The organism is Mesoflavibacter sp. SCSIO 43206 (genome assembly GCF_019904215.1).
GTDB lineage: Bacteria > Bacteroidota > Bacteroidia > Flavobacteriales > Flavobacteriaceae > Mesoflavibacter > Mesoflavibacter zeaxanthinifaciens.
Genome location: NZ_CP063201.1, coordinates 2,311,625 through 2,335,096, shown reverse-complemented (window position 1 = coordinate 2,335,096; position 23,472 = coordinate 2,311,625). Strand labels below are relative to the sequence as shown.

Here is a 23,472-nt window from a genome sequence, read left to right as displayed (position 1 = left end):
TTATTAGATGCGCTTTTTGTTTTAATATATACTAAGTTTATTCTTCTAAAAATTTAATTAAAAGATTATTCAATTCTTCTTTGTGCGTTATGTTTAATCCATGAGGAGCGTCTTTTATAATATGAAACTTATTATTAGCAATTCCTTCTGCAGCTTGTTTTGCAGAAGTTTCTATCGGTACAGTATTATCTGCATCTCCATGAATGATTAATGTTGGTACATCTACATTTTTTAATTCGTCTCTAAAGTCAGTATGCATCCATGCTTTGGCTGCTTCAATTGTACCACGTGGCGATGCATGAGACGCTACTATAAAGTCATAGTCTAATTGTGCTTGACTAATTTTATCTTTATTTTCTTCATAATTATAAAATCCTTTAGAGAATTCTTTTAAAAAACCTACACGGTCATTTTCTAAAGCGTCTTTGATTCCTAATAAATCTTTTTCTGGGACACCAGAAGGATTATCATCTTTTTGTTTTACTAAAGGAATTATACTACTAATTAATGCGGCTTTAGCAATTTTATCAGTTCCGTAATCAGTACAATATCTAACCACTTCTCCTCCTCCCATAGAAAAACCAACAATAATCGCGTCTTCTAATTCTAATTGTGTAATAATTTCATTTAAATCGCTAGCTAACGATGAATAGTCATAACCATTCCATGGGAAAGAACTAATTCCAAATCCACGTCTATCATAAGATATACAACGGTAACCTGCTTCAACAATTTTCCAAACTTGATGTTCCCAAGATTTTCTGCTAAGTGGCCAACCATGAATTAAAATAACTGGTTGTCCTTCGCCATAATCTTCATAAAAAATATCTACAATTTCTTCTGTATTTTCATTTGTAATAAAAGGCATAATTAAAATTTTAATTGGTTTACTTAAAGTTAAGTTTTTAAAGGCTTTTTGATGTTAAACTAGTGATAAACTATTCTTTTAATATGTTAAAGCTTAAGAAAAAGAGTAATAATTATTTAATACCTTTAACCTAAATTATATTTAACAATGAACATTACTAAAAACGATCTAACCACAAGAGATTGGCTTGCTATAGAACGTACTAAATTAGCAAACGAAAGAACTTTTTTAGCCTATTTTAGAACTTTTCTTGTTATTTTAGGTACAGGTGTTACGATTATTAAACTAGATGTATTTGCAGACATTAGAACATATGGTGTTTTACTAATTTGTATTGCTCCAGTAATTTTATTAATTGGGATTTTTAGACTCTTTAGAGTTAAAAACACCATTAGAAAACACTATAAATTATAGATGAAATCTGCTACCGTTGCGAACATACGTAAAGAATTAAAACATAAATCTAACGATGAACTTGCCGAGCTTTGTTTACGTTTATCTAGATTTAAAAAAGAAAATAAAGAACTACTTACCTACTTACTTTTTGAAGCCGATTACGAAGCTGGTTATATTGAAACTATAAAAACTGAAATTGATGAACAGTTTGACCAAATTAACACCAGTAGCTTTTTTTATATAAAGAAAAGCGTTAGAAAAATTTTACGTAATACTAAAAAATACATCAGGTATTCGCTTAACAAAGAAACTGAAATCGAACTCCTTATATATTTCTGTCAAAAATTAAATGCTATGACACCTTCTATATCCAGAAACACAACATTAACCAATCTTTACGACAGAAATATTATAGCAATTAAAAAGAAAGTAAAAAATCTACACGAAGATTTGCAGTATGATTATAATTTAAAGTTAGAAGACTTAGAATAAATCACTCTTTCTCTTCCAATCGTTTAATCATTGCTTTCATTTGTTTTATTTCTTTCTCTTGAGCTTTTATAATTTCTTCTGCTAATTTTTTTACTTCAGGATCTTTTAAATCGGCATTATTACTTGTAAGAATTGCAATCGAATGATGAGGAATCATAGCTTTCATCCACTTAACGTCATTTACAGGTATCTGATTTCTTACCATAAAAGTAGATACTGCCATTAGAAACAAACTACCTAAAACTATTATTATATTTTTAGATTTATTTTTATACATATGTTGCATGAATAAAAACATAATTATAGACATTCCTCCAACACCTATTAATGTCATATACATTCTTGTCCAACTAAAAAATACGTGATCAAGTTGATAGGTATTAAAGTACATAGTAATGTACATTGAAATTGCAGAACAGATAAGCATTAATAAAAATTTGGTGTACTTAGATTTCATATTTAATAGGTTTTTTTTGTTTCCTATTAAATTAATGCTTTTAAATTAATTATCATTTTTTATGTTAAAGGCTGTTAAATTAATTTACATTCCAAATAACAAATTTTCTGCGTAACGTAAACCCGTAGCTATTAAATTACTTCGGTTTATTGCTTTTTGGTTAAAGTTGTTAAGTTGTTCTCTATCTAATTTTCTTCCTCTTATAAAGACAAAACTTGGTTTTTGTAGCGTTGACAAATCTGATAATGGATTATCTTTAGTAAGTATAAAGTTTGCTGTTTTACCAACTTCAATACTTCCTAAATTATTCATTATTTTGTGTGTTTTTGAAGCATTTATTGTAGCGGTTTTTAACACTTCGTAATTTGATAATCCTGCCTCTTTATAAAATGCTAATTCCTTGTGTAATGAAAAGCCTGGTAAAGTGACGCCAATTCCAGCATCGGTACCACAAATAATTACGCCACCAGCATCATTAAGTTCTTTTATAATTTTTAAATGAAAATCATGTTGATTCTTGATAGTGGTTTTTATATTTTCATCTCTTAATTTAGTGTTTTGCCATCTATCGAATTGTGCTTTACTATCTACTTCTTTCAGCAAAGGATTCATGTAAGCTAGTCCTTCTGAAGATAAAATTTGATCATCAATAATCATTTGATAAATGTTATTGTAAACGGTTAATGTTGGACAAAAGTGCGTGTTTTTATGATTTGAAAAATTACTAATAACCGCTTTTAACTTTACCGTGTCTAAAGTATATTCTAAAGGTTGTTGTACAATATCTTCTGCATGTTCAATAGATTTAATCTGCGGATTAAAATGATAACTGTATGGCACTTTTTGTGATGGATGAGCCACAATATCCATATCCGATGCTTGTGTTTGTTCTAAAACTGCATCAAAAATATCTTCAGGTAACCCATAGTAAGTTTTTATAAAATCATACCCTTTTTCTTTGTATCGTTTTATATTTTCTTTGGCTTGCTCTGGCGATATCAAGTTTAAGTTATCGTCACCAATAAATTCTGGTCCTGTTAATTTTGGTCCCGTTGTATAAAAGTTAGGTGCTAATATTTCGTCATTATTTATTAACTCTTTAAATCTTAGATGCATTGGCATTCCCCAAACATTTCTAACAGAAGTTACTCCGTTAGAAAGATACAGTCCAAGTTCATATTTATCCCAGACATGAACGTGCATATCTATTAAACCTGGCGACAAATACTTTTGTTGTCCATCAAAAACTTCTATATTTTCAACTTCTATATGATCTGCTATTTGTTGGATTACACCTTCTTTTACATATACCATTTTATTAGTCAAAACAGTATCTATGTGCATTGGGATAATGTTTACGTTCTTTATTATGTAAGAGTTGTTTTTTGCTGTTGGATTGTTATTTACTTTTAAATAACTTGTATTATTATTATCTACAACTACAACAATTAAAAGTGCTAGAACTAATAGTAAGATTAAGGATAAAAAAACCTTAAAGATTTTTTTTAGAATTTTCATGAAGATGATTTTTTTGATGATTGATTATTAGCGATTTAAAACTATAAATGAAGTTTTAAAGTGTAAATATAGTTATTATCTTCAATTGAATTGAAATAAAAAAAGCAAGCTGTTATAACTTGCTTTTTAATACTAAAAATTAAAATTAAATCTATCCAAATTTAACACTGGTCATAGATAAAGATCCTCCTGAATACTGATCGTTAAATAGCAGTTTTTCATCTTTATTGTCTGACATAGCCAATACATAAATTAATGGTAAATAATGTTCTGGTGTTGGTATAGCTAGATTAAATGCTTGCGCTTGATTTTTAAAATCTATTAACTGTTTATGGTTACTACTTAAAATCCATTCTTTCATTTTTGTATTAGCTTCTATTGCCCAATCATAACCATAATTATCGTTTATTTTTGACCATTCTAATCGTCTTAAATTATGCACCATATTACCGCTACCTACAATTAAAACTCCTTTATCTCTTAATCGGTTTAACTGTTGTGCTAAATCAAAATGCTGTTGTCCGTTTAGTGTGTAATCTAAACTTAACTGTATAACAGGCACATCTGCTTTAGGAAACATATGTTTTACTACGGTCCAAGCACCATGATCTAATCCCCATTGATGGTCTAAATGTACTGTATCTTCAGGTTGTACTATGGTAGAAATTTCCTTAGCCAATTCTGGATGTCCTGGAGCAGGATATTGTACTTCATAAAGCGCTTTAGGAAAACCTCCAAAGTCATGAATGGTCTTTGGAAACTCCATTGCAGTCACTTTTGTTCCTTTTGTTTCCCAATGTGCCGAAATAACAACAATTGCGTTTGGTTTTTCTAATAATTCACCTTGTTTTTTAAACCCTTGAACAAATTGATTGTCTTCAATTCCGTTCATAGGAGAACCGTGTCCTAAAAAAAAGACAGGCATTCTTTTTGTAGATTTAAACGTACTAGATAATTTTTCTAAAGAATTTAAAGAGGTTACCATAGGTATTGCTGCGCTTGTTAAGCCTAAATTTATTATAAAATCTTTACGATTCATAGTTAACTATAAACCTCTATTAAATATTGTTTTACGGTTTTAGGTTTTCTTCCTAAAAATTGCTCTAAAGTATTATTTTCTAATTGTAATTCTCCTTTAGCTTGTGCTACAGAAAAAGATGTTAACATACCTATATACTCATCTGACACATTATTTTCTTTTAAAATAGTTTGATAAGTATCTGGTTTTGGAGATGTATAATTTACAGTTTCACCTTTAATACTTGATAATTGATTTGCAACATCTTGATACGTTAAAGCTTCATTATTCACTAACGGATAAGTTTGATTTTCATGTCCGCTTGTAGTTAATACGTGTGCTGCAGCTTCTGCTAACTCGGCTCTTAATACTGAGTTTGATTTACCATCTTCTGCAGGTAATAAAATACCATCATTTAAAACATTTTCACCTAAAAACATTGGTAAAATATCTAAGTATAAACCGTTTTGTAAAATAGTGTAGTCTATACCACTGTCTTTTATCCATTGTTCTGTTTTTTGATGCGTGTCTTGTAAAAAACCAATTGCAGAATCTTTAGCATCTACATTTCTTATAAAAGAAGTGTAAGCAATAAAATCTACTCCTGCTTCTTTTGCCGCATTAACAACATTTTTATGTTGTGCTTCTCTAGTACCAATTTCGCTACCAGATACAAACAATAATTTATCAACGTCTTTAAAAGCTTCGACTAAACTACTATAATCATTATAATCTCCTATTTTAATCTTTACGCCTTTTTCTTTTAAAATATGAGTTTTTTCTTCAGATCTAACTAAAGCTGAAATATTTGAAGGCTCTACACCTTTTTCTAATAAAGAGTTTATTGCGTGTGTACCATATTCTCCGGTTGCTCCTGTAACTAATATCATTTTTTTGTGTTTTTAATTATTATTTGAAACAAAATTAATACTTTTGCTATACAAAGTATACCTAATACCAATAAAATAGCAGTATACTTAAGTATAGTTGGATTTTAAATAACTAAAAATGAGTGAAGTAAAAGATATCTCAACAATTAAAGCTTGCCCGAAACAATTTGTTTTAGCGATTAATGATACTTTAAATGTATTAAGCGGAAAATGGAAATTACCAATAATTGCTTCTTTACTTTACGGAAAATCAAGATTTAAAGACATACAAGAAAACATTGAAAAAATCACACCAAGAATGTTATCTAAAGAATTAAAAGATCTCGAATTGAATGGCGTTGTAAAACGTACTGTGTACGACTCTACTCCTATTTTAATCGAATATTCTTTAACCAAATCTGGAGAAGCTATTTTAGAAGTTTTAGACGCTATGGTTGATTGGGGAATTGATCACAGAAAAAATACATTAAATCCAAAATAAAAAAAGCAAGCTTAATAAGCTTGCTTTTACTATCAATCAATCTAAAATCTATGCAGTTTGCATTTGGTGTTTACCTTCGTAAACTTCTTCAATTAATTTTTTATTAAATGCTGGTAAGTCATTAGGATTTCTACTAGTTACTAATCCTTCATCTACTACTACTTCGCTATCTTCCCATTTTGCTCCTGCATTTACTAAATCTCTTTTTATTGAATTAAAAGATGTAATTTTTCTTCCTTGTAAAACATCTGCTTCTGCTAATAACCATGGTGCATGACAAATAGCTCCTATTGGTTTTTTATTTGCAAAAAATGATTTTACAAATCTTATGGCATCTTCGTTACGTCTTAAAACATCTGGATTAATTACTCCTCCTGGTAACATTAGCGCATCATAATTTTCTTGAGATGCTTCATCTATGGTTTTATCTACTTCATATTCATTACTCCAATTTCCATCTTGCCATCCTTTAATTTTTCCTAAATTTTCTGAAACAATATGTACATCTGCACCAGCTTCTTTTAAAGCATTCATTGGTTCTTTCAACTCGCTTTCTTCAAATCCATTGGTTGCTAAAATCGCAACTTTCTTTCTATCTAAATTTTCCATTTTTGATTGTTTTTTTGTGATTAATAATTCTTTTTCGGTATCTAAATTACTAAAAATGAATACTAAACAAGAAAAATCAAAATTGGTTTAACCGGACTTTAATACTTAATGTTAAAGAATATGTTTATTGTGTTAAAAACAGAGTGAAATGTTAAAGACTTTATTACTTAGGTTCTATAATTAAATAGACAGAAGTACTATCTCCTACATTTAATACCTCGTGCTGTGTTACTTTGGTTTTACTCCAAGTTGTTCCTGTAGGCACTTTAATAGTTTTTGTCCCCGAAGTATCTGTAATTTTAAAAGTGCTTCCTTTTAAGGTATAACCAAAATGTGGATTGTGATAATGTTTTTGATGCCCAACACCTGGTGGAAAGGTACACTTTAATATGCGTTGCTCTTTAGTATCTTGCAACACTTCGCACACTTTTTTACCATTCCATCCAGCTTCTAAAGGATCTGGAAGAGTTTGTGTTGTTTTACAAGAAAACAAAGAAATTATTAATATAAAAGTAAAGTATTTCATTAATTTAAAATCTTAACTAATAATTCCTTTAGTAAATCTCCTTGCGGTACAGCATTACTATTTACACCTTTACTTTTAACATCAAACTCTCTAAGTAAAGCAACTACTTCACTTACTTTTCGCATTGGGAAGTTTCTTGCTGCATCCAAATATTCGTTTACAAAATAAGGGTTAACCCGTAATGCACTTGCCACACTACGCGGATTTCTATCTTTCATTCCGTGTAATTGTAGTAACTGAGAAAAGAAATTAAAGAGCAAAGCAACCGTAACAACCATTGGATTATCCTTTGGGTTATCTGCAAAGTATTGTACAATTTTAAATGCTTTCTTACTATCTCTTGCGCCTATTGCTTTTCTAAGCTCAAAATTATTGTAATCCTTACTAATCCCAATATTTTCTTCGATATGCTCTGGTGTAATTTGTGTATTTTTAGGTAAAACTATTTGAAGTTTTTCAAGTTCGTTATTAATTTTTCCTAAATCTGTCCCCAAAAACTCTACCAATAATTGAGAAGCTTTGGGTGTTATTGCATAACCTCTTGGTGATAAAACACGTTTAATCCAATCTGGTACTTGATTATCATATAGCTTTTTACTTTCAAAAACAACACCAGATTTTTTTATTGCCTTATACACTGCTTTACGTTTATCTACAGTTTTATATTTATAACAAAGCACTAAAACTGTTGACGGTTGAGGGTTTTTAGCATAATCATCCAACTTATCAAACGTACGCGATAAATCTTGAGCCTCTTTTACAATAACCACTTGGCGCTCTGCCATCATAGGAAAACGCTTTGCATTACTTACAATATCTTCTACTGCTACATCACGACCGTACAAAATCATCTGGTTAAAACCACGTTCTTCTTCTGCAAGAACAGTTTGTTCTATAAATTCTGAAATTTTATCAATATAATAAGGTTCTTCACCCATTAGAAGATAAATGGGTTTGATATTTCCGTTTTTTATATCTGTTACCAGTTGTTTGACGTCGTCCACAAGCTTAAAATTGCAAGTTTAAAATTCCAAAAACATGACATGGAATTTGCTTTTTTATTATTGTACCTTAACTTTGAAATAAATTAAAAAGCGTTAATGCTAGACCTCAATTTTCCAAAGTTTTCGTTTCGTTTCAAAAATAGCGAAAATAAAGTATCTATCTTTGATGTGATACGTAAAAAATTTATCGTTTTACAACCTGAAGAATGGGTAAGACAGCATTGTATTCATTATTTAATTGAAGTTAAAAATTACCCGATTTCTTTAATTAATGTTGAAAAAGAACTGAAAGTAAACGACTTAAAAAAGCGTTACGACATTGTTGTTTTTAACACCGACGGAAGCATTAAGTTAATTATTGAATGTAAAGCGCCTAAAATTAAGATTAGCCAAGATACTTTTGATCAAATTGCGCGTTATAACTTAACGCTAAATGCAGACTATTTAATGGTAACCAATGGTATAAATCATTATTATTGCAAAATGGATTTTGAGGCTGAACACTATCAGTTTTTAAGAGATATTCCAGAATATAGTCAGCAGTAAAAAGTACGCAGTTGGCAGTATTAGAAAACAAATAAACACATCAACAAATATTGAACATAGCAGTTGTCATATTAAATTGGAACGGAAAAGCACTTTTAAAGCAGTTTTTGCCTTCTGTTATTGATTATTCTAAAGACGCCACAATTTATGTAGCAGATAATGCATCTACAGATAATTCTGTTGCTTTTGTAAAAGATCAGTTTCCTAATGTAAAAATCATAGAAAACAAAATTAATGGAGGATACGCCAAAGGTTATAATGATGCTTTACAATTTGTAGACGAAGATATTTTCTGTCTTCTTAACAGCGACATTGAAGTCACACCAAATTGGCTTGACCCAATACTTGACACTTTTAATACTGAAACAGAAACAGCAATCATTCAGCCAAAAATTTTAGATTATAAAGACAAAACTAAATTTGAATATGCTGGCGCTGCTGGTGGTTTTATTGATAAATACGGCTATCCCTTTTGTAGAGGTCGTATTTTTGATACCATAGAAACAGATACTAATCAATATCCAAACTCAAACATATTTTGGGCTTCAGGAGCATGTTTTTTTATAAGAAAACAAGTGTTTAATCAACTAAATGGTTTTGATGAAAGCTTTTTTGCCCATCAAGAAGAAATTGATTTATGTTGGCGTGCATTTAATTTAAACTACAAAGCAAAATACGTTTCAGAAAGTACCGTATTTCATGTTGGTGGCGCTACTTTAAATGCCACTAATCCCCAAAAAACATACTTAAATTTTAGAAACAGTTTGTTTAATGTCACCAAAAATGCTTCTGGCTATTTATTTAGTTTAATTTTTACTCGATTAGTTTTAGATGGTATTGCAGGAATTCAGTTTTTATTTCAACTTAAAATCAAGCATTTTTTTGCAATTTTAAAAGCTCATTTTTCATTTTATTTCAACTTAAAAAAGCTTTTAAAACAGCGTAAAAATTTACCACAACAAAAAGGCTATTTTTCTGTCAAGTCTATTGTTTATAGCTACTTCATAAAAAAGAAAACAAATTTTTCAAAACTTTAAATCTTTTAGCAAAAGTTTTGTTAAAGCTTATTTTAACATTTTAAATATTTATACTTTTGGTGTGTATAAATTTAATTTTATTCAATCCATAAATTATGAAGAAACTAATATTATTTAGTGCAAGTGCACTACTGTTACTAAGTTCATGTGTATCTAAAAAAGAATACGCAGCTTTAGAAGCTAAACATAAAGAAACACAAGATTTATTAAACACTGCTACAGTAAAATTAAACTCATGCTTAGCAGATAAAGCTGCAGAGTTAGCAAGAGTTAAAGAGTTACAAGATCGTTTAGCCGATATGAAAGCTAATAACGAAGCTTTAATACAAAGCACTAAAGACATGACTGTTTTAACAACAAAAGGTGCAGAAAACTTAGAAAAATCTTTAGAAAGCTTAAAAGAAAAGGATTTAAAAATCTCTAGACTACAAGACGCGTTAACTAAAAAGGACAGTGTTACTTTAGCTCTAGTTACAAGTTTAAAGAAAGAAGTTGGACTTAATGATGAAGACATTGAAATTAATGTAGAAAAAAGCGTAGTATTTATCTCATTATCAGATAAATTATTATTTAAAAGCGGAAGCTACAACATTACTGAACGCGCAAAAGAAATCTTAGGTAAAGTAGCAACAGTAATTAATGGTAAACCTAACTTTGAAGCTATGGTAGAAGGACATACAGACAATGTACCATACAGAAAAGGCGTATTGTTAGATAACTGGGACTTAAGTGTAAAACGTAGTACCTCTATCGTAAGAGCTTTACAAGAATTAGGAGTTAAGCCAGAACAATTAATTGCTGCTGGACGTGGTGATCATTTACCTTTAGTACCAAATGATACTGCTGAAAACAGAGCGACTAACAGAAGAACAAAGATTTACATCTTACCAAAAATCGATCAGTTTTATAAAATGATTGAAGAAGAAATGAAGACATTATCTGAAGAAGAAGGTAATTAATCATTTTCTTATAAAATATATTGAAAGCTCAACTTTAAGTTGGGCTTTTTTTATGGAATTATTATTCACTCCAAATAGCTAGCTCATTACCCGAAGGATCTAAAAATTGAAAGCGCTTTCCGCCGGGAAAAGAAAATATATCTACAGAAATTGTCGCGCCTAATTGAATTAGTTTTGATTTAATACCTTCTAAATCGTTATGATACAAGACCACTAATGTACCATTGATAATTGGTTGATTAGTTTTTTCAAATCCGCCTTGCAAGCCACTATTTTCAAAAGCGATGTAAGTGTCTCCATAATCTGTAAATTGCCAACTAAAAGCGTTGCTATAAAAGGTTTTTGTAGCTTCTAAATCTGTAGATTTAAACTCGACGTAATTAATATGATTGTTTGTTGGTTTCATATTAAAAGATTTCTAAACTTCCTTTTCCTTCTCTAACAATTAAAGGTTCATCTTGAGATAAATCAACAACTGTAGATGCTTGATTATCTCCGTAACCACCATCAATAACTAAATCTACAAGATTGTCCCATTTTTCTAGAATTAATTCTGGATCTGTGGTGTATTCTATAATTTCATCTTCATCTCTAATAGACGTTGAGACAATAGGGTTACCTAAAAGTTTTACAATTTCTAAAGCAATATTGTTATTAGGCACACGTATACCAACTTCTTTTTTCTTTTTAAACGCAGCTGGTAAGGTTTTAGAACCTGGTAAAATAAATGTGTATGGTCCTGGTAAAGCGCGTTTTAAAATTTTAAAGGTTTTAGTATCTATTTGCTTAACATAATCTGATAGATTACTTAAATCGTGACAAATAAATGAGAAGTTTGCTTTATCCAATTTTACGCCTTTTATACGTGCGATTTTTTCTAGTGCTTTTGTATTTGTAATATCACATCCTAAACCGTAAACAGTATCTGTTGGATATATTATTAAACCACCTTTTTTTAATACCTCTACTACTTGCTTAATCGCTTTTGGGTTTGGGTTTTCTTCGTATATTCTAATAATATTTGCCATTTGTTTTATTATTAAATTAAAACTTCTCGATACATTTTGATCGTGCCTCAAAAAACACTCGAAGAGACGTTACTCTTCAAACTTTTAAACTTTGAACTAAAGTTACCCTATTACATCTAATTTTGCAAAACGTAACAACAGCTTTTTAACGCCTGCAACTTCAAATTTAATTTCTGCTTTGGTATCGGTTCCTTTTCCTTCTATTTTTAAGACTTCTCCTTTTCCAAATCGCATATGACTTACAATATTACCAACAGCTAAATTACCATCAAACAAGTTAGTACTTGGCACATCGTTTTTACCTAAAGCATCTACTTTTTTAAGGTTTTTAGGTGTTGATGGTGTAAATTTTTCTGGCGCTTTCTTTTCTTTCTTTTTAAACTTAGGTTGGATTGGCTTTTTAAACCTAACCTTATTTGGTTCTACATCTCCAAAAATATCGGCAGATAACATTGGATTGATTCGTCTTTCTTCTTTTGGAGTAATATTTTCTATAAACTGATCGTCTATTTCTTCTATAAATCTACTTGGTTCTGAGTCTACTAATTTTCCCCAACGGTAACGAGATAAAGCATACGTTAAATAGGCTTGTTTTTCGGCTCTAGTTAAAGCTACGTAAAACAGTCTTCGCTCCTCTTCCAACTCGCTACGCGTATTCATACTCATAGCACTTGGAAATAAATCTTCTTCTAAACCAACTACAAATACATTATTAAATTCTAGACCTTTTGCAAGGTGAATGGTCATTAACGCTACTACATCATCATCTCCTTTTTCATTATCTAAATCTGTAGCTAATGCAACATCTTCTAAAAACTCGGCTAAATCACCTTTGGCATCTGCTAATTCTTGCTGTCCTTCAACAAAATCTTTAACACCGTTTAGCAATTCTTCAACGTTTTCTAGTCTTGTTACACCTTCTGGAGTTCCGTCTTTATTAAACTCGCGCATCAAACCACTAGATTTTACAACGTGTTCTGCAAGTTCAAAAGCGGTAGCAGTTTGATTCATCACTTGATAACTTTCAATTAAAGTCACAAAATCACGAAGTTTATTTTTGGTGCCGTTATTTATATTTACTTGAACCGTATCTATTTCTTTTAAAATTTCCCAAATGGTTTTACCTAATCCGTTGGCTGCAACTACTAAACGATCTATCGTAGTTTGACCAATACCTCTTCCTGGATAATTGATAATTCGTTTTAAAGCTTCTTCATCTGAAGGATTTAAAATCAAACGTAAATAAGATAATACGTCTTTAATTTCTTTACGTTGATAGAAACTTAAACCGCCATAAATTCTGTACGGAATATTTCGTTTACGTAACGCGTCTTCCATTGCTCTAGACTGTGCATTGGTACGGTATAAAATGGCAAAATCGCTATTGTTAAGTTGTTGATTCATTTTGGTTTCCCAAATGGTGCTTGCTACATAACGACCTTCGTCACCATCGGTTAAACTTCGATGCACTTTTACTTTTGGTCCTTCTTCATTAGCTGTCCAAACTACTTTATCCAACTTAGTTTGGTTATGATCAATCACTGAATTTGCTGCGCCAACAATATTTTTTGTAGAACGATAATTTTGTTCTAATCGGTACAATTTCACATTATCATAATCGCGCTGAAAATTAAGAATGTTATTAATATTTGCACCACGAAAGGCATAAATACTTTGCGCATCATCACCAACTACACATATATTTTGAAAACGATCTGCCAACGCACGAACGATTAGATACTGACTATGGTTTGTATCCTGATACTCGTCTACCAAAATGTATCTAAATTTATCTTGGTATTTTGCTAAAACGGTTGGAAAACGTGTTAAAAGCTCGTTGGTGCGTAGTAATAAATCATCAAAATCCATTGCGCCAGCTTTAAAACAACGATCTACATATGCTTTATAAATATTACCCATTTGTGGTCGCCTTGCCATAGCATCTGCTTCCATCAATTCTGGATTATTAAAGTAAGCTTTTACAGTAATTAAACTGTTTTTGTAAGATGAAATCCTGCTGTAAACTTGTTTAGTTTTATACAGATCTTTATCTAAATTCATCTCTTTGATAATCGATCCTAAAAGTTTTTGAGAATCTTGCGTATCGTAAATTGTAAAATTACTCGGAAAACCTAAATGATGACCTTCTACTCTTAAAATACGTGCAAAAACTGAGTGAAATGTACCCATCCAAAGGTTTTTAGCTTCACTTTCGCCAACAATTTGAGCAATACGCTCTTTCATTTCGCGTGCAGCTTTATTGGTAAATGTTAATGCTAAAATACTAAAGGAATCTACGCCTTTATGCATTAAGTAAGCTATACGATACGTTAATACTCTTGTTTTACCAGAACCTGCACCAGCAATAATAATCATTGGTCCACCTACTTGTATTGTTGGTTCTAATTGCGCGTCGTTAAGTTGAGAAAGATACTTTTCCAAGGGTAAAAATTTTTGTTGTAAAAATAACCATACCACTTGGTTTTACTAAAGGTTTTTATCAATAATTATAAACAATTACAGCATAGCTTCTTTAAGTCCTGCTCTTATATTAATCCATATAAAATTAAAAACCGATTTATGTTTAACACGTTGTATATTTTTAGCTGTTGCTTTTCTAAAATTATCTGATTGATCATTACTGTTATTTGATACAAATAGATTTATTAAACCTGACAAAAACTTATTTTTTTCTTCGCCATTTTCTTTTAAAACAATTATATCAAAATTTTCATATTTAGTTTTTAAATCAATATTTGAAACATCAGAGTTTCCATTTATTGTAAAGTAAGTTTTCTGTAGTTGACCATCTAATCTTATATTTAAATTAGGCTCCATAAATTGGTTTAGTTGACTTGCATTTAAAACTCCTATATCTGCTTTAAAAACAAATTGATCTAATTGGTTATTAACGTCAAAATCCCAACTAACTTTTAAATTGGAATTATCCATAAATTTAGAGGTAACATCAATTTTTGTAGTACCCAAATTAGTAAAAGCATTGCCTAAATGACTAATGTTTGCATTTAGATTAGTAAATTTTATTTGACCAGCAGGCTTATCTTGTTTTACCTTCTCTTCATAAGTGATAAAAGCATTTTTAATTTGCACATTTTTTACTTTTAAATCGAAATTTAAATCTCTTAATTGTTTACTGTACATAGGTTTTACAGACAAATCATCTGCTACTAACTTATCTCTATAAATGTTGAAATTTGGCTGCTTTATAACTACATTCTCTGTTGTAAAACTAAAAATACTATCGTTTTTAAAGTTTGTTGCAAAGTCATTAACTTCAATCTCTTCAACATTTAAATCATAGTAATCACGTTCTACTTTTAAGTGTTTAGAAAGTTCTTGCTTTTCATATTTTGTTTTGATTTTTAAATCGGTAAACGTTGCGTTATTTTTATGGACTTCAATTTTATTTACAGTCAAGTTTTCAAAATCGTTTAAAACATAAAATGTTTGATTAGCCGAAAAGTTAAAACTTTCAAACTTTAAAGGTATTTTAGTCTTTAAAGTTTCTTCGTTAAACCTAATTTTTGAGGTAGATAGATTTAACTGTTCTGATTTAAAAAGTACATCTTCTGTATTAAAATCAAAAATTTCAACATTTGCATTTTCTACAGAAAAAGTTTCAATATAAATAGGTGTTTTAACCTGATTTTTTATTTGAGTATTAAAATCTTCAGAAGATACTTGTTTGTTATAAAAGTGAGTGATTTTTGAAGATTTTACGTTTATATTTTCAATATCAATTGTATTATTTTTCCAATAATTCCAATAACTAAAATCTTCAATAGATAGTGTTTTAAATTCTAACTGCGTGTTTATTTTTTCGGTAGTTTTACCTTTTATCGTAAGTAAAGCTTCTTTAATCTTAAAATCGCCATTTAATAAGTCTAAATCTATCGATTTATATTGCAATTCAATGTGTTCTGGTAGATTAGACAGAGAGTTTTCAATTTTATTAAGAATACTGTTTTTAGCAATAAAATAACCAACAATCAATACGATTATTGATAAAATTGCGATAAATCCGGTTTTTTTGGTTTTTGTGGTCATGTACTAAAGATAATATTTAGAATGTGTAACCTTTCAATTTTATAATTATATTAACTTAACAGAAATGTTAGCATTGTAATTTTACTATTTTTGAAAAAACAACTTATAAATTCATGGATACACTATTAAGTTTTTTATCTAACATCTCTTGGTGGATGTGGATTATCATTGCACTTGCTTTAATCGCTGTACGCGATATTATTCAACGTAAACATACTATAAGTCATAACTTTCCTGTTGTTGGTCATATTAGGTATATGCTAGAAAGTATTGGTCCAGAATTAAGACAGTATCTTGTTGCTAATAACCGCGAAGAGCTACCATTTAATCGTATAGAACGTGGTTGGGTTTATGCATCTTCTAAAAATGAAAATAATTACGAAGGTTTTGGTACCGATAGAGATATTTATGCGCATCAGCATATTTTTATAAATAATGCAATGCTTCCTTATAAATTAGAAGACAATCATCCAAATAAAAAAGACAACCATTTTTTACCATGTGCAAAGGTTATGGGGCAATACAACAATCGTAAACGTCCATACCGACCAGCATCTGTAATTAACGTATCTGCAATGAGTTTTGGCTCTTTATCTGCAAAAGCAATAGAATCTTTAAATAAAGGTGTAAAAATAGCTGATGCATATCATAACACTGGCGAAGGTGGATTGTCACCATATCATAAACATGGTGGCGATGTTGTATTTCATTTTGGCACAGGATATTTTGGTGTTAGAGATGATGATGGTAATTTTTCTATGGAAAAACTTAAAAAACTAGTCCAAGATAATCCGTTTATAAGAGCAATAGAAGTAAAACTATCACAAGGAGCAAAACCAGGAAAAGGTGGTGTTTTACCTGGAAGTAAAATCACTAAAGAAATATCTGAAATTAGACACGTGCCAATGGGTAAAGATGTATTATCACCACCAAATCATTCGGCTTTTAATACCATTCCAGAATTAGTTGAATTTGTAGAAGCAATTGCACAAGAAACTGGCTTACCTGTTGGTATAAAAGCTGCTATTGGTAAACTTGGACAATGGAAAGAACTTGCAGATTATATGAAAGCCAACAATAAAGGTCCAGATTTTATTACAGTTGATGGTGGCGAAGGTGGTACTGGTGCTGCACCACCAAGTTTTGCAGATCATGTATCTTTACCATGGGTTTATGCTTTTGGTGATTTATACAAATTATTTAAAGACAAAGGATTAACAGAGCGTATTGTTTTTATTGGTAGTGGCAAATTAGGGTTTCCTGCTAAAGCAGCTATGGCATTCGCCATGGGCGCAGACTGTATTAATGTAGCGCGTGAAGCTATGATGAGTATTGGCTGTATACAAGCACAAGTTTGTCATACTAATCGTTGTCCTGCAGGTGTTGCAACACAAAACAAATGGCTACAACGTGGTATTGATGTGCCTTTAAAAAGTGAACGTTTAGCACAATATTTTAACACCTTTAAAAAAGAATTTTTAGAAATTACTCATGCTGCAGGATACGAACATCCTTGTCAATTTAAAATGAATGATGTTGAAGTTAACGTAGATGACCACAATTTAAGTAAAGAGCTTGACAGCACCTATAAATACCACAAAGTTGAAGTTCCTTTTAACGGCATACAGAGTTTAAAAGATTGTCCTCATTTAGGTGGTATTGCTTAAAATTAATATAATCCATAAATATAAAATCAAGTTACTTGTACAATAAATCGAAACACATTAAGTTTGTTGTATAAACCAAAAAACAACCATGGAAGATCAAATCTTAACCCTACTATTGTATTGTATACCTGCTTTAATTACGGGTATTGTTGCTTACTTATTTTTTAGAGAGTACTTTAACAATGAATTTGAGCGCAGAAAATACGAAGTAGCTAAAGAGCTTAATAAACAATCTTTACCGATACGATTACAAGCTTACGAACGTTTAACGTTGTTCTTAGAACGTATCTCTCCAAATAAATTATTACTACGTGTTGCGCCTGTAGGTAACAATAAAGAAGACTACGAAACTTTATTAATAAAAAATATCGAGCAAGAATTTGAACACAACTTAGCACAACAAATTTACTTTAGTGATAATTGTTGGAGTGTTATCAATGCATCTAAAAGCGCAACAGTGCAATTAATTAGAAAAGTCGCTATGAGCGAAAAAATTGATAATGCAGATAAACTTCGTGAAGCTATCTTAAACGAAATGCTAGATAAACCAGCACCAAGCAATGCAGGTTTACACTATATTAAAAAAGAAGTATCTGAAATCTGGTAAGAGTTAAGACTCTATTTCATCCTTAAATTTTTCACTTTGATCCATTGGTTGTCCTATGGCGTGCTTAGACTCAGCGTAATGATACCCTTGTTGCCACCAAGTTTCCATCAATTGTTTATTAAAGATTAATGAGTTTTCGGTAAGTTTTGTCGGTGTAAAATATAGATTAAGCTTTACATTTCTATGTTTTGCTGCTAATCGTCCTATTGCGATATCGCCTTTTTCTACTTGATCAGACAAATGTCCAAATAAGTTAATCATTAAAGAAAACGGATTTTTACCTAAAACCTTGTTATACTCAAGGTTTTCACTTTCTAAAATAATCGCATCTACCTCGGTTGCACCTCTTAAAATAGCTTCTCTGATAGGCACAACACAAGCCAATCCACCATCGGCATACTCAAAACCATCCTTAGTTGCTAAAGACATAAACGGTACTAAATTGCACGAAATCCAAATCCAGTCGCAAAACTCTTCATAACTAAAGTCTTTAATAGACTTATACTCTGCTCTATTTTTAGATAAATTAGTTACCGTAACAATCACATCTTCTTTAGTAGCACGAATACGATCATATTCTTCTTTAGTAAAATTCTCTTTAATATTCTTTCTTAAATTTTTACTTTCTCCAAAGGTTCTTTTACGCTTAATAAACTGCAAAACAGTATTAAAGTAATTAATAGACACGTATTCTCTATCGCCTTTTTTCTTAACAACAAAAGGGTTAATATTAAAAATAGAATGCTGATTAACATGCGTATAAATATCATACAGCTTACCAATATCGTGCGCTGCCAAATGTGGAATTAACAAACTACCGGTAGATGTGCCCAAATACATATCATAATCTCTACCTTCTTGCTCTATCAAATATTGCGCGACGCCACCTGCAAACGCACCTTTACTTCCGCCACCAGAAATTACTAAAGCTTTCAAATTTAATCTTGTATTTGGTTACTATTATTTTTGCAAATTACTAATTATTGATTGATATCTATCGTCTTCAGATAATTTTTCTAATAACGATTTAGCAAAACTTTTAAATCGCCAATTATGATGTTTTGAAGCTTCAATTAAGTGTTTTAAAGCATCTTCATTAAACACACCAATACTAGACAAATAACCAAATGCGTTTTGACGTAAACTAAACGGTAGTTTTGGACTAGTATAACTTACCAATTCCTCAAAAAAATCTTGTTTTTTATCTGTTTGAAATTCTGGTGTTGCCAAAGCCAATGTTAACCATAACGTACGCACATTGTAATCGTTAAACCCAAAAACAGATTGAGTTTGCTCTAAATATTCATTTCGCTTTCGCGGAAAATTTGCCCAAAGGTTATACAAAGCAGCTTCAATAGTGACATACGATTGATCCTTTAACAACGTTTCATAATCTTGTTGAAAGTCTTCCGGAATGTCCGCCATATTTAAAGCTAATGCTTGCCTTAAATGAAGATTTTTAGACGCAAACGCTTCTTTTGCCAAATCGTTGTAAGTTGGATAGTCTGGTTTAGACAACGCCTCTTTTAATACTGAGACTTGTATTGGGTAAAATCCATCCGGTAATTGCGTTACCAAACTTGATGGTATATAATTATCATCATCATCTGTTCTGTAGGTTGTTAAATACGGATGTTCTTCGATGGTTAATAAAAACGCAGACGTTTCGTTAGATTGTAAAGCGTTTGTCATCTCGTTAATTGGTAACGCTTTATTTTTTAACCAAACTTGTACAAAATTAGACAAGTCCATTTTGGAAGCTTTTTCAACTTCACTTATAAAATCATTAGTTTCTACATTACCGTAAGCATATTTATTTAAATAATGTTTTACAGCTGTTTTAAACGCCTTATCGCCCACTTTTTCTCTTAGCACATGTAAAACCCAAGCGCCTTTTTTATAAAACGTCGTACTGCTAGATTTTGGATCTAACAATGCTGTACTTTGTTCGGCTTGTTCTTGTGCTGCTAATTCTTTTAAATATTGATATAATTGCCAATAGTAATAATCGTCACCAAAAATATCGCGTTCTGCTAACAGCGCGTAATACGTAGCAAATCCTTCTTGAAGCCAATGGTGTATTCCTGAAGTTTCGGTAACCAAATCGCCAAACCAGTGGTGAGCTAACTCGTGTGCATTAACATTAACGTAGTTTTTATCTACAAAACCGACCTCATCAATCATAAAATCGTCTGAAAAAATCGTACAGCTTGTATTTTCCATTCCTGAATACAAAAAGTCTTTAACAGGAACTTGCTTGTAGTTTTGCCAAGGATATGCCACACCTATTTCGTCTTCTAAAAAATCAAACATCTGCTTCGTGTAACGGTACGTAGGCTCTACTTTTGCAGAATCTTCTAGATAGTAATACAAATGGATAGGAATACCGCTTTTTGAATTGATTTCTTTTTTATTGTATTTGCCAATAACTAAAGCAACAAGGTAACTTGACATTGGTTGTTGCATGTCGTAATGCCAAGTAATTGTTGATTCGTTGTTTTGTTTTTCTGTTAGTTTTCCATTAGCAATAACGGTATAATCTTTATCATATGTGATATTTAAATCAAACTCAATTTTATCATTCATATCATCTATACTTGGCAACCAATTGCTAGTGTATTTACCTTGTCCTTGTGTCCAGATTTGATTAGAGTTTTCTTTTTCAGTAAAGTAAAGTGCTTTTTTAGGAGTCATTCCATAATCTAAATGCAACTTGTATTTTTTGTTTTTTTTAAAGTTATGTATAATAAAAATTTTATTGTCAGAATTGAAAATTTTTGCTCTATAATCAGGTTCTTTAGAATCTTCGCTATACAAATGCCAATCTCTAACTCTTGTATTAATTGCATCTAAAAATATTGTATCTGTCTTTTTTTTAATTTGAAAATCAATAAAGATTCGTCCTGTAACAACATTTTCATAACCTCTATGCATAATATTTGCTTTGATTCTCTTAAAATCCACAACATCCGTTTGCTGCGCAGTTACAAGGCAACTAAAAAATGTAAAAAGAAGTAATAGGTAATATCTCATAGTTTGTTTTTATCAAGGACTAGACCAAAATACGTAAAATTTAGAGTTTCATCTTTCAAGTTAAAGATTTATCTTCGTTGCTTATGAGTACCAACTTACAAACTCCTATAGATTATTTAAAAGGCGTAGGACCAAATCGTGCAGATTTACTACGTAAAGAGTTAGGTATTCATACGTATCAAGATTTAATCAATCTGTTTCCTAATCGGTATTTAGACCGAACGCAGTATTATAAGATTAACCAGTTACAACCTAATGCTAGCGAAGTTCAAATTGTTGGGAAAATTATCAAGTTTGAAGAAGTTGCTCAAAAAAGAGGCAAACGATTAGTCGCTACATTTAAAGATGAAACTGGTACTATGGAACTAGTTTGGTTTAGAGGTCAAAAATGGATTAGAGAAAGTTTAAAACTAAATACACCTTACGTTATTTTTGGTAAAACAAATTTGTTTGCAAACAAGTTTAGCATGCCTCATCCGGACATCGAATTACTATCCGAACATCAGGCAAATTTGCGTAGCAATATGCAAGCCATTTATCCGTCTACGGAGAAACTTTCTAACAAAGGAATTAGCAATCGTGTGATGACAAAAATCATGCAAAATTTGTTCTTAGAAACGAAGGGAAAATTTGCCGAAAATTTGTCTAAAAATTTGCTAAAAGAAAACCAATTAATTTCCAAATCTGAAGCTTTATTCAATATCCATTTTCCGCAAAATCAAGAGGCACTTTCTAAAGCAAAATTTAGATTAAAATTTGAAGAATTATTTTACATTCAATTGCAATTAATTTTAAAAAATTTAATCAATAAAAAGAAGATAAAAGGACTGCCTTTTGAAAAAGTTGGAGAACACTTTAACAACTTTTACAAACACCATTTACCGTTCGAATTAACCAATGCACAAAAACGTGTTTTGAAAGAAATTCGTTCAGATTTAGGTAGTCATGCGCAAATGAACCGCTTATTGCAAGGTGATGTTGGTTCTGGAAAGACTATAGTCGCGCTAATGTCAGTATTAATGGCGCTTGACAACGGTTACCAAGCCTGTCTAATGGCGCCAACTGAAATTTTGTCAGTCCAGCACTATAACGGATTAGTTGAGTTGTGTAAAGATTTGAAAATCAGAATTAAACTGCTTACAGGTTCAAGTAAAGCTTCAGAACGAAAAGAAATTCATAATTTACTAGAAAATGGCGAATTAGACCTATTAATTGGCACACATGCATTGCTTGAAGATAAGGTGAAATTTAAAAATTTAGGACTCGCCATTATTGACGAGCAACATCGATTTGGAGTTAAGCAACGTTCTAAATTATGGAAAAAAGGTCCGTCCATAATTTTAGAAAATGGCGAACAATCTGCTCCTATTCCACCGCATATTTTGGTGATGACAGCAACACCAATTCCGCGTACTTTAGCCATGTCAATTTATGGTGATTTAGACATCTCGATTATCGACGAATTACCACCTGGTAGACAAGCCATAAAAACCGTTCATCGATACGACAATAATCGACTAAAAGTGTTCCGTTTTATACGTGATGAAATTGCTAAAGGAAGACAGGTTTACATCGTCTATCCTTTGATACAAGAAAGCGCCCAAATGGACTATAAAGATCTAATGGACGGATACGAAAGTATTGCTAGAGATTTCCCTGCGCCTAAGTATCAAATTTCGATTGTTCATGGACAAATGAAACCTGCCGATAAGGATTTTGAAATGCAACGTTTTGCTAAAGGCGAAACTCAAATTATGGTCGCTACAACGGTGATAGAAGTTGGTGTAAATGTGCCAAACGCTTCTGTAATGATTATTGAAAGTGCAGAGCGTTTTGGCTTATCTCAATTACATCAATTACGTGGTCGTGTTGGTCGTGGTGCAGCACAAAGTTATTGCATACTAATGACAAGCCATAAACTGTCTGAAAACAGTAAAACACGCATCCAAACCATGTGTCAAACCAACGATGGTTTTGAAATTGCCGAAGTAGACTTAAAACTTCGTGGTCCAGGAGATATTATGGGTACACAACAAAGCGGTGTACTTAACTTGCGTATTGCAGATGTGGTAAAAGACAGTAACATTTTACAGCACGCACGTTATTGGGCTAAACAACTACTAAGCAAAGATCCTAGCTTATCACATCCAGAAAATGCGGTTATTTTAAACACCTATCGTCAAATGGCTAAGTTTAAAAACATCTGGAATTACATATCCTAACATCAATTCATTTAATTAACTACTGTAAATTCCGTATTTTTAGAGT

At 31.1% G+C, this 23,472-nt stretch carries 23 protein-coding genes; 9 read left to right on the top strand and 14 right to left on the bottom strand.

Translation table 11 applies throughout. The features are described from left to right. Positions 1 to 37: 37 nt before the first annotated feature. Positions 38 to 868, bottom strand: a complete 831-nt coding sequence (locus tag INR78_RS10735) for an alpha/beta fold hydrolase (RefSeq protein WP_223076514.1) — start codon at positions 866 to 868, stop codon at positions 38 to 40. Between the two features lie 147 nt (positions 869 to 1,015). Here INR78_RS10735 and INR78_RS10730 point away from each other — a divergent pair, with 147 nt between their 5' ends. Beyond that, positions 1,016 to 1,282, top strand: coding sequence for a DUF202 domain-containing protein (locus INR78_RS10730; RefSeq protein ID WP_223076513.1), 267 nt, complete (start codon positions 1,016 to 1,018; stop codon positions 1,280 to 1,282). Continuing rightward, the gene (locus INR78_RS10725) at positions 1,283 to 1,756 is read left to right on the top strand and encodes a hypothetical protein (RefSeq protein WP_223076512.1); all 474 of its coding nucleotides are present in this window, start codon (positions 1,283 to 1,285) and stop codon (positions 1,754 to 1,756) included. Between the two features lies 1 nt (position 1,757). Here INR78_RS10725 and INR78_RS10720 read toward each other — a convergent pair whose 3' ends face one another. From INR78_RS10720 to INR78_RS10705, 4 genes are all read right to left on the bottom strand, one after another. Next, on the bottom strand, positions 1,758 to 2,213 hold the full coding sequence (locus INR78_RS10720; RefSeq protein WP_223076511.1) for a DUF305 domain-containing protein: 456 nt from the start codon (positions 2,211 to 2,213) through the stop codon (positions 1,758 to 1,760). 84 nt (positions 2,214 to 2,297) lie between these two features. Continuing rightward, complete coding sequence (locus tag INR78_RS10715) at positions 2,298 to 3,731, bottom strand: amidohydrolase family protein (RefSeq protein WP_223076510.1); 1,434 nt, start codon at positions 3,729 to 3,731, stop codon at positions 2,298 to 2,300. 151 nt (positions 3,732 to 3,882) lie between these two features. After that, positions 3,883 to 4,770 carry a 4,5-DOPA dioxygenase extradiol gene (ygiD, locus tag INR78_RS10710; RefSeq protein WP_223076509.1) on the bottom strand — a complete coding sequence of 296 codons (888 nt, stop codon included), beginning with the start codon at positions 4,768 to 4,770 and terminating at the stop codon, positions 3,883 to 3,885. 2 nt (positions 4,771 to 4,772) lie between these two features. Further along, complete coding sequence (locus INR78_RS10705) at positions 4,773 to 5,639, bottom strand: SDR family oxidoreductase (RefSeq protein WP_223076508.1); 867 nt, start codon at positions 5,637 to 5,639, stop codon at positions 4,773 to 4,775. A gap of 118 nt (positions 5,640 to 5,757) precedes the next feature. On the opposite strand from INR78_RS10705, the gene INR78_RS10700 reads away from it, so the two are divergent. Then, entirely contained in the window at positions 5,758 to 6,120 is a 363-nt protein-coding gene (locus tag INR78_RS10700; RefSeq protein ID WP_223076507.1) for a helix-turn-helix domain-containing protein, read from the top strand. A gap of 48 nt (positions 6,121 to 6,168) precedes the next feature. Here the strand turns inward: INR78_RS10700 and INR78_RS10695 are convergent, their stop codons facing one another. The 3 genes from INR78_RS10695 to holA form a co-directional block, all read right to left on the bottom strand. After that, positions 6,169 to 6,729 (bottom strand): type 1 glutamine amidotransferase domain-containing protein, encoded by a 561-nt coding sequence (locus INR78_RS10695; RefSeq protein ID WP_223076506.1) that lies wholly within the window; start codon positions 6,727 to 6,729, stop codon positions 6,169 to 6,171. Positions 6,730 to 6,892: 163 nt separating this feature from the next. Continuing rightward, positions 6,893 to 7,255, bottom strand: coding sequence for a cupin domain-containing protein (locus tag INR78_RS10690; protein WP_223076505.1), 363 nt, complete (start codon positions 7,253 to 7,255; stop codon positions 6,893 to 6,895). Further along, positions 7,255 to 8,259 (bottom strand): DNA polymerase III subunit delta, encoded by a 1,005-nt coding sequence (holA, locus tag INR78_RS10685; protein WP_223076504.1) that lies wholly within the window; start codon positions 8,257 to 8,259, stop codon positions 7,255 to 7,257. Before holA ends, INR78_RS10690 begins: the two co-directional genes overlap by 1 nt. A gap of 96 nt (positions 8,260 to 8,355) precedes the next feature. On the opposite strand from holA, the gene INR78_RS10680 reads away from it, so the two are divergent. The 3 genes from INR78_RS10680 to INR78_RS10670 all read left to right on the top strand — a co-directional run bounded on the left by INR78_RS10680 (position 8,356) and on the right by INR78_RS10670 (position 10,801). Continuing rightward, a complete protein-coding gene (locus tag INR78_RS10680; protein WP_223076503.1) occupies positions 8,356 to 8,805 on the top strand; it encodes a type I restriction enzyme HsdR N-terminal domain-containing protein in 450 nt (149 codons plus the stop codon). A gap of 47 nt (positions 8,806 to 8,852) precedes the next feature. Continuing rightward, a complete protein-coding gene (locus tag INR78_RS10675) occupies positions 8,853 to 9,842 on the top strand; it encodes a glycosyltransferase family 2 protein (protein ID WP_223078063.1) in 990 nt (329 codons plus the stop codon). Positions 9,843 to 9,937: 95 nt separating this feature from the next. Continuing rightward, the gene (locus INR78_RS10670; RefSeq protein WP_223076502.1) at positions 9,938 to 10,801 is read left to right on the top strand and encodes an OmpA family protein; all 864 of its coding nucleotides are present in this window, start codon (positions 9,938 to 9,940) and stop codon (positions 10,799 to 10,801) included. Positions 10,802 to 10,862: 61 nt separating this feature from the next. Here INR78_RS10670 and INR78_RS10665 read toward each other — a convergent pair whose 3' ends face one another. From INR78_RS10665 to INR78_RS10650, 4 genes are all read right to left on the bottom strand, one after another. Further along, positions 10,863 to 11,207, bottom strand: coding sequence for a VOC family protein (locus INR78_RS10665; protein ID WP_223076501.1), 345 nt, complete (start codon positions 11,205 to 11,207; stop codon positions 10,863 to 10,865). 1 nt (position 11,208) lies between these two features. After that, positions 11,209 to 11,829: an L-threonylcarbamoyladenylate synthase gene (locus tag INR78_RS10660; RefSeq protein ID WP_106678629.1), complete on the bottom strand. Its 621-nt coding sequence runs from the start codon at positions 11,827 to 11,829 to the stop codon at positions 11,209 to 11,211. Between the two features lie 102 nt (positions 11,830 to 11,931). Further along, the gene (locus INR78_RS10655; protein ID WP_223076500.1) at positions 11,932 to 14,271 is read right to left on the bottom strand and encodes an ATP-dependent helicase; all 2,340 of its coding nucleotides are present in this window, start codon (positions 14,269 to 14,271) and stop codon (positions 11,932 to 11,934) included. A 75-nt stretch (positions 14,272 to 14,346) separates the two neighbouring features. After that, positions 14,347 to 15,897, bottom strand: coding sequence for a hypothetical protein (locus tag INR78_RS10650; RefSeq protein WP_223076499.1), 1,551 nt, complete (start codon positions 15,895 to 15,897; stop codon positions 14,347 to 14,349). 113 nt (positions 15,898 to 16,010) lie between these two features. On the opposite strand from INR78_RS10650, the gene INR78_RS10645 reads away from it, so the two are divergent. Beyond that, a complete protein-coding gene (locus tag INR78_RS10645) occupies positions 16,011 to 17,564 on the top strand; it encodes an FMN-binding glutamate synthase family protein (protein ID WP_223076498.1) in 1,554 nt (517 codons plus the stop codon). Positions 17,565 to 17,652: 88 nt separating this feature from the next. Continuing rightward, entirely contained in the window at positions 17,653 to 18,171 is a 519-nt protein-coding gene (locus INR78_RS10640; RefSeq protein WP_223076497.1) for a hypothetical protein, read from the top strand. A gap of 3 nt (positions 18,172 to 18,174) precedes the next feature. Here the strand turns inward: INR78_RS10640 and INR78_RS10635 are convergent, their stop codons facing one another. Both INR78_RS10635 and INR78_RS10630 read right to left on the bottom strand, forming a co-directional pair. Beyond that, a complete protein-coding gene (locus INR78_RS10635) occupies positions 18,175 to 19,107 on the bottom strand; it encodes a patatin family protein (protein ID WP_223076496.1) in 933 nt (310 codons plus the stop codon). Positions 19,108 to 19,131: 24 nt separating this feature from the next. After that, the gene (locus INR78_RS10630; RefSeq protein WP_223076495.1) at positions 19,132 to 21,204 is read right to left on the bottom strand and encodes a M1 family metallopeptidase; all 2,073 of its coding nucleotides are present in this window, start codon (positions 21,202 to 21,204) and stop codon (positions 19,132 to 19,134) included. Between the two features lie 83 nt (positions 21,205 to 21,287). Between INR78_RS10630 and recG the strand changes: the two genes are divergently transcribed. After that, positions 21,288 to 23,426, top strand: a complete 2,139-nt coding sequence (gene recG / locus INR78_RS10625) for an ATP-dependent DNA helicase RecG (protein ID WP_223076494.1) — start codon at positions 21,288 to 21,290, stop codon at positions 23,424 to 23,426. Positions 23,427 to 23,472: the final 46 nt, after the last annotated feature.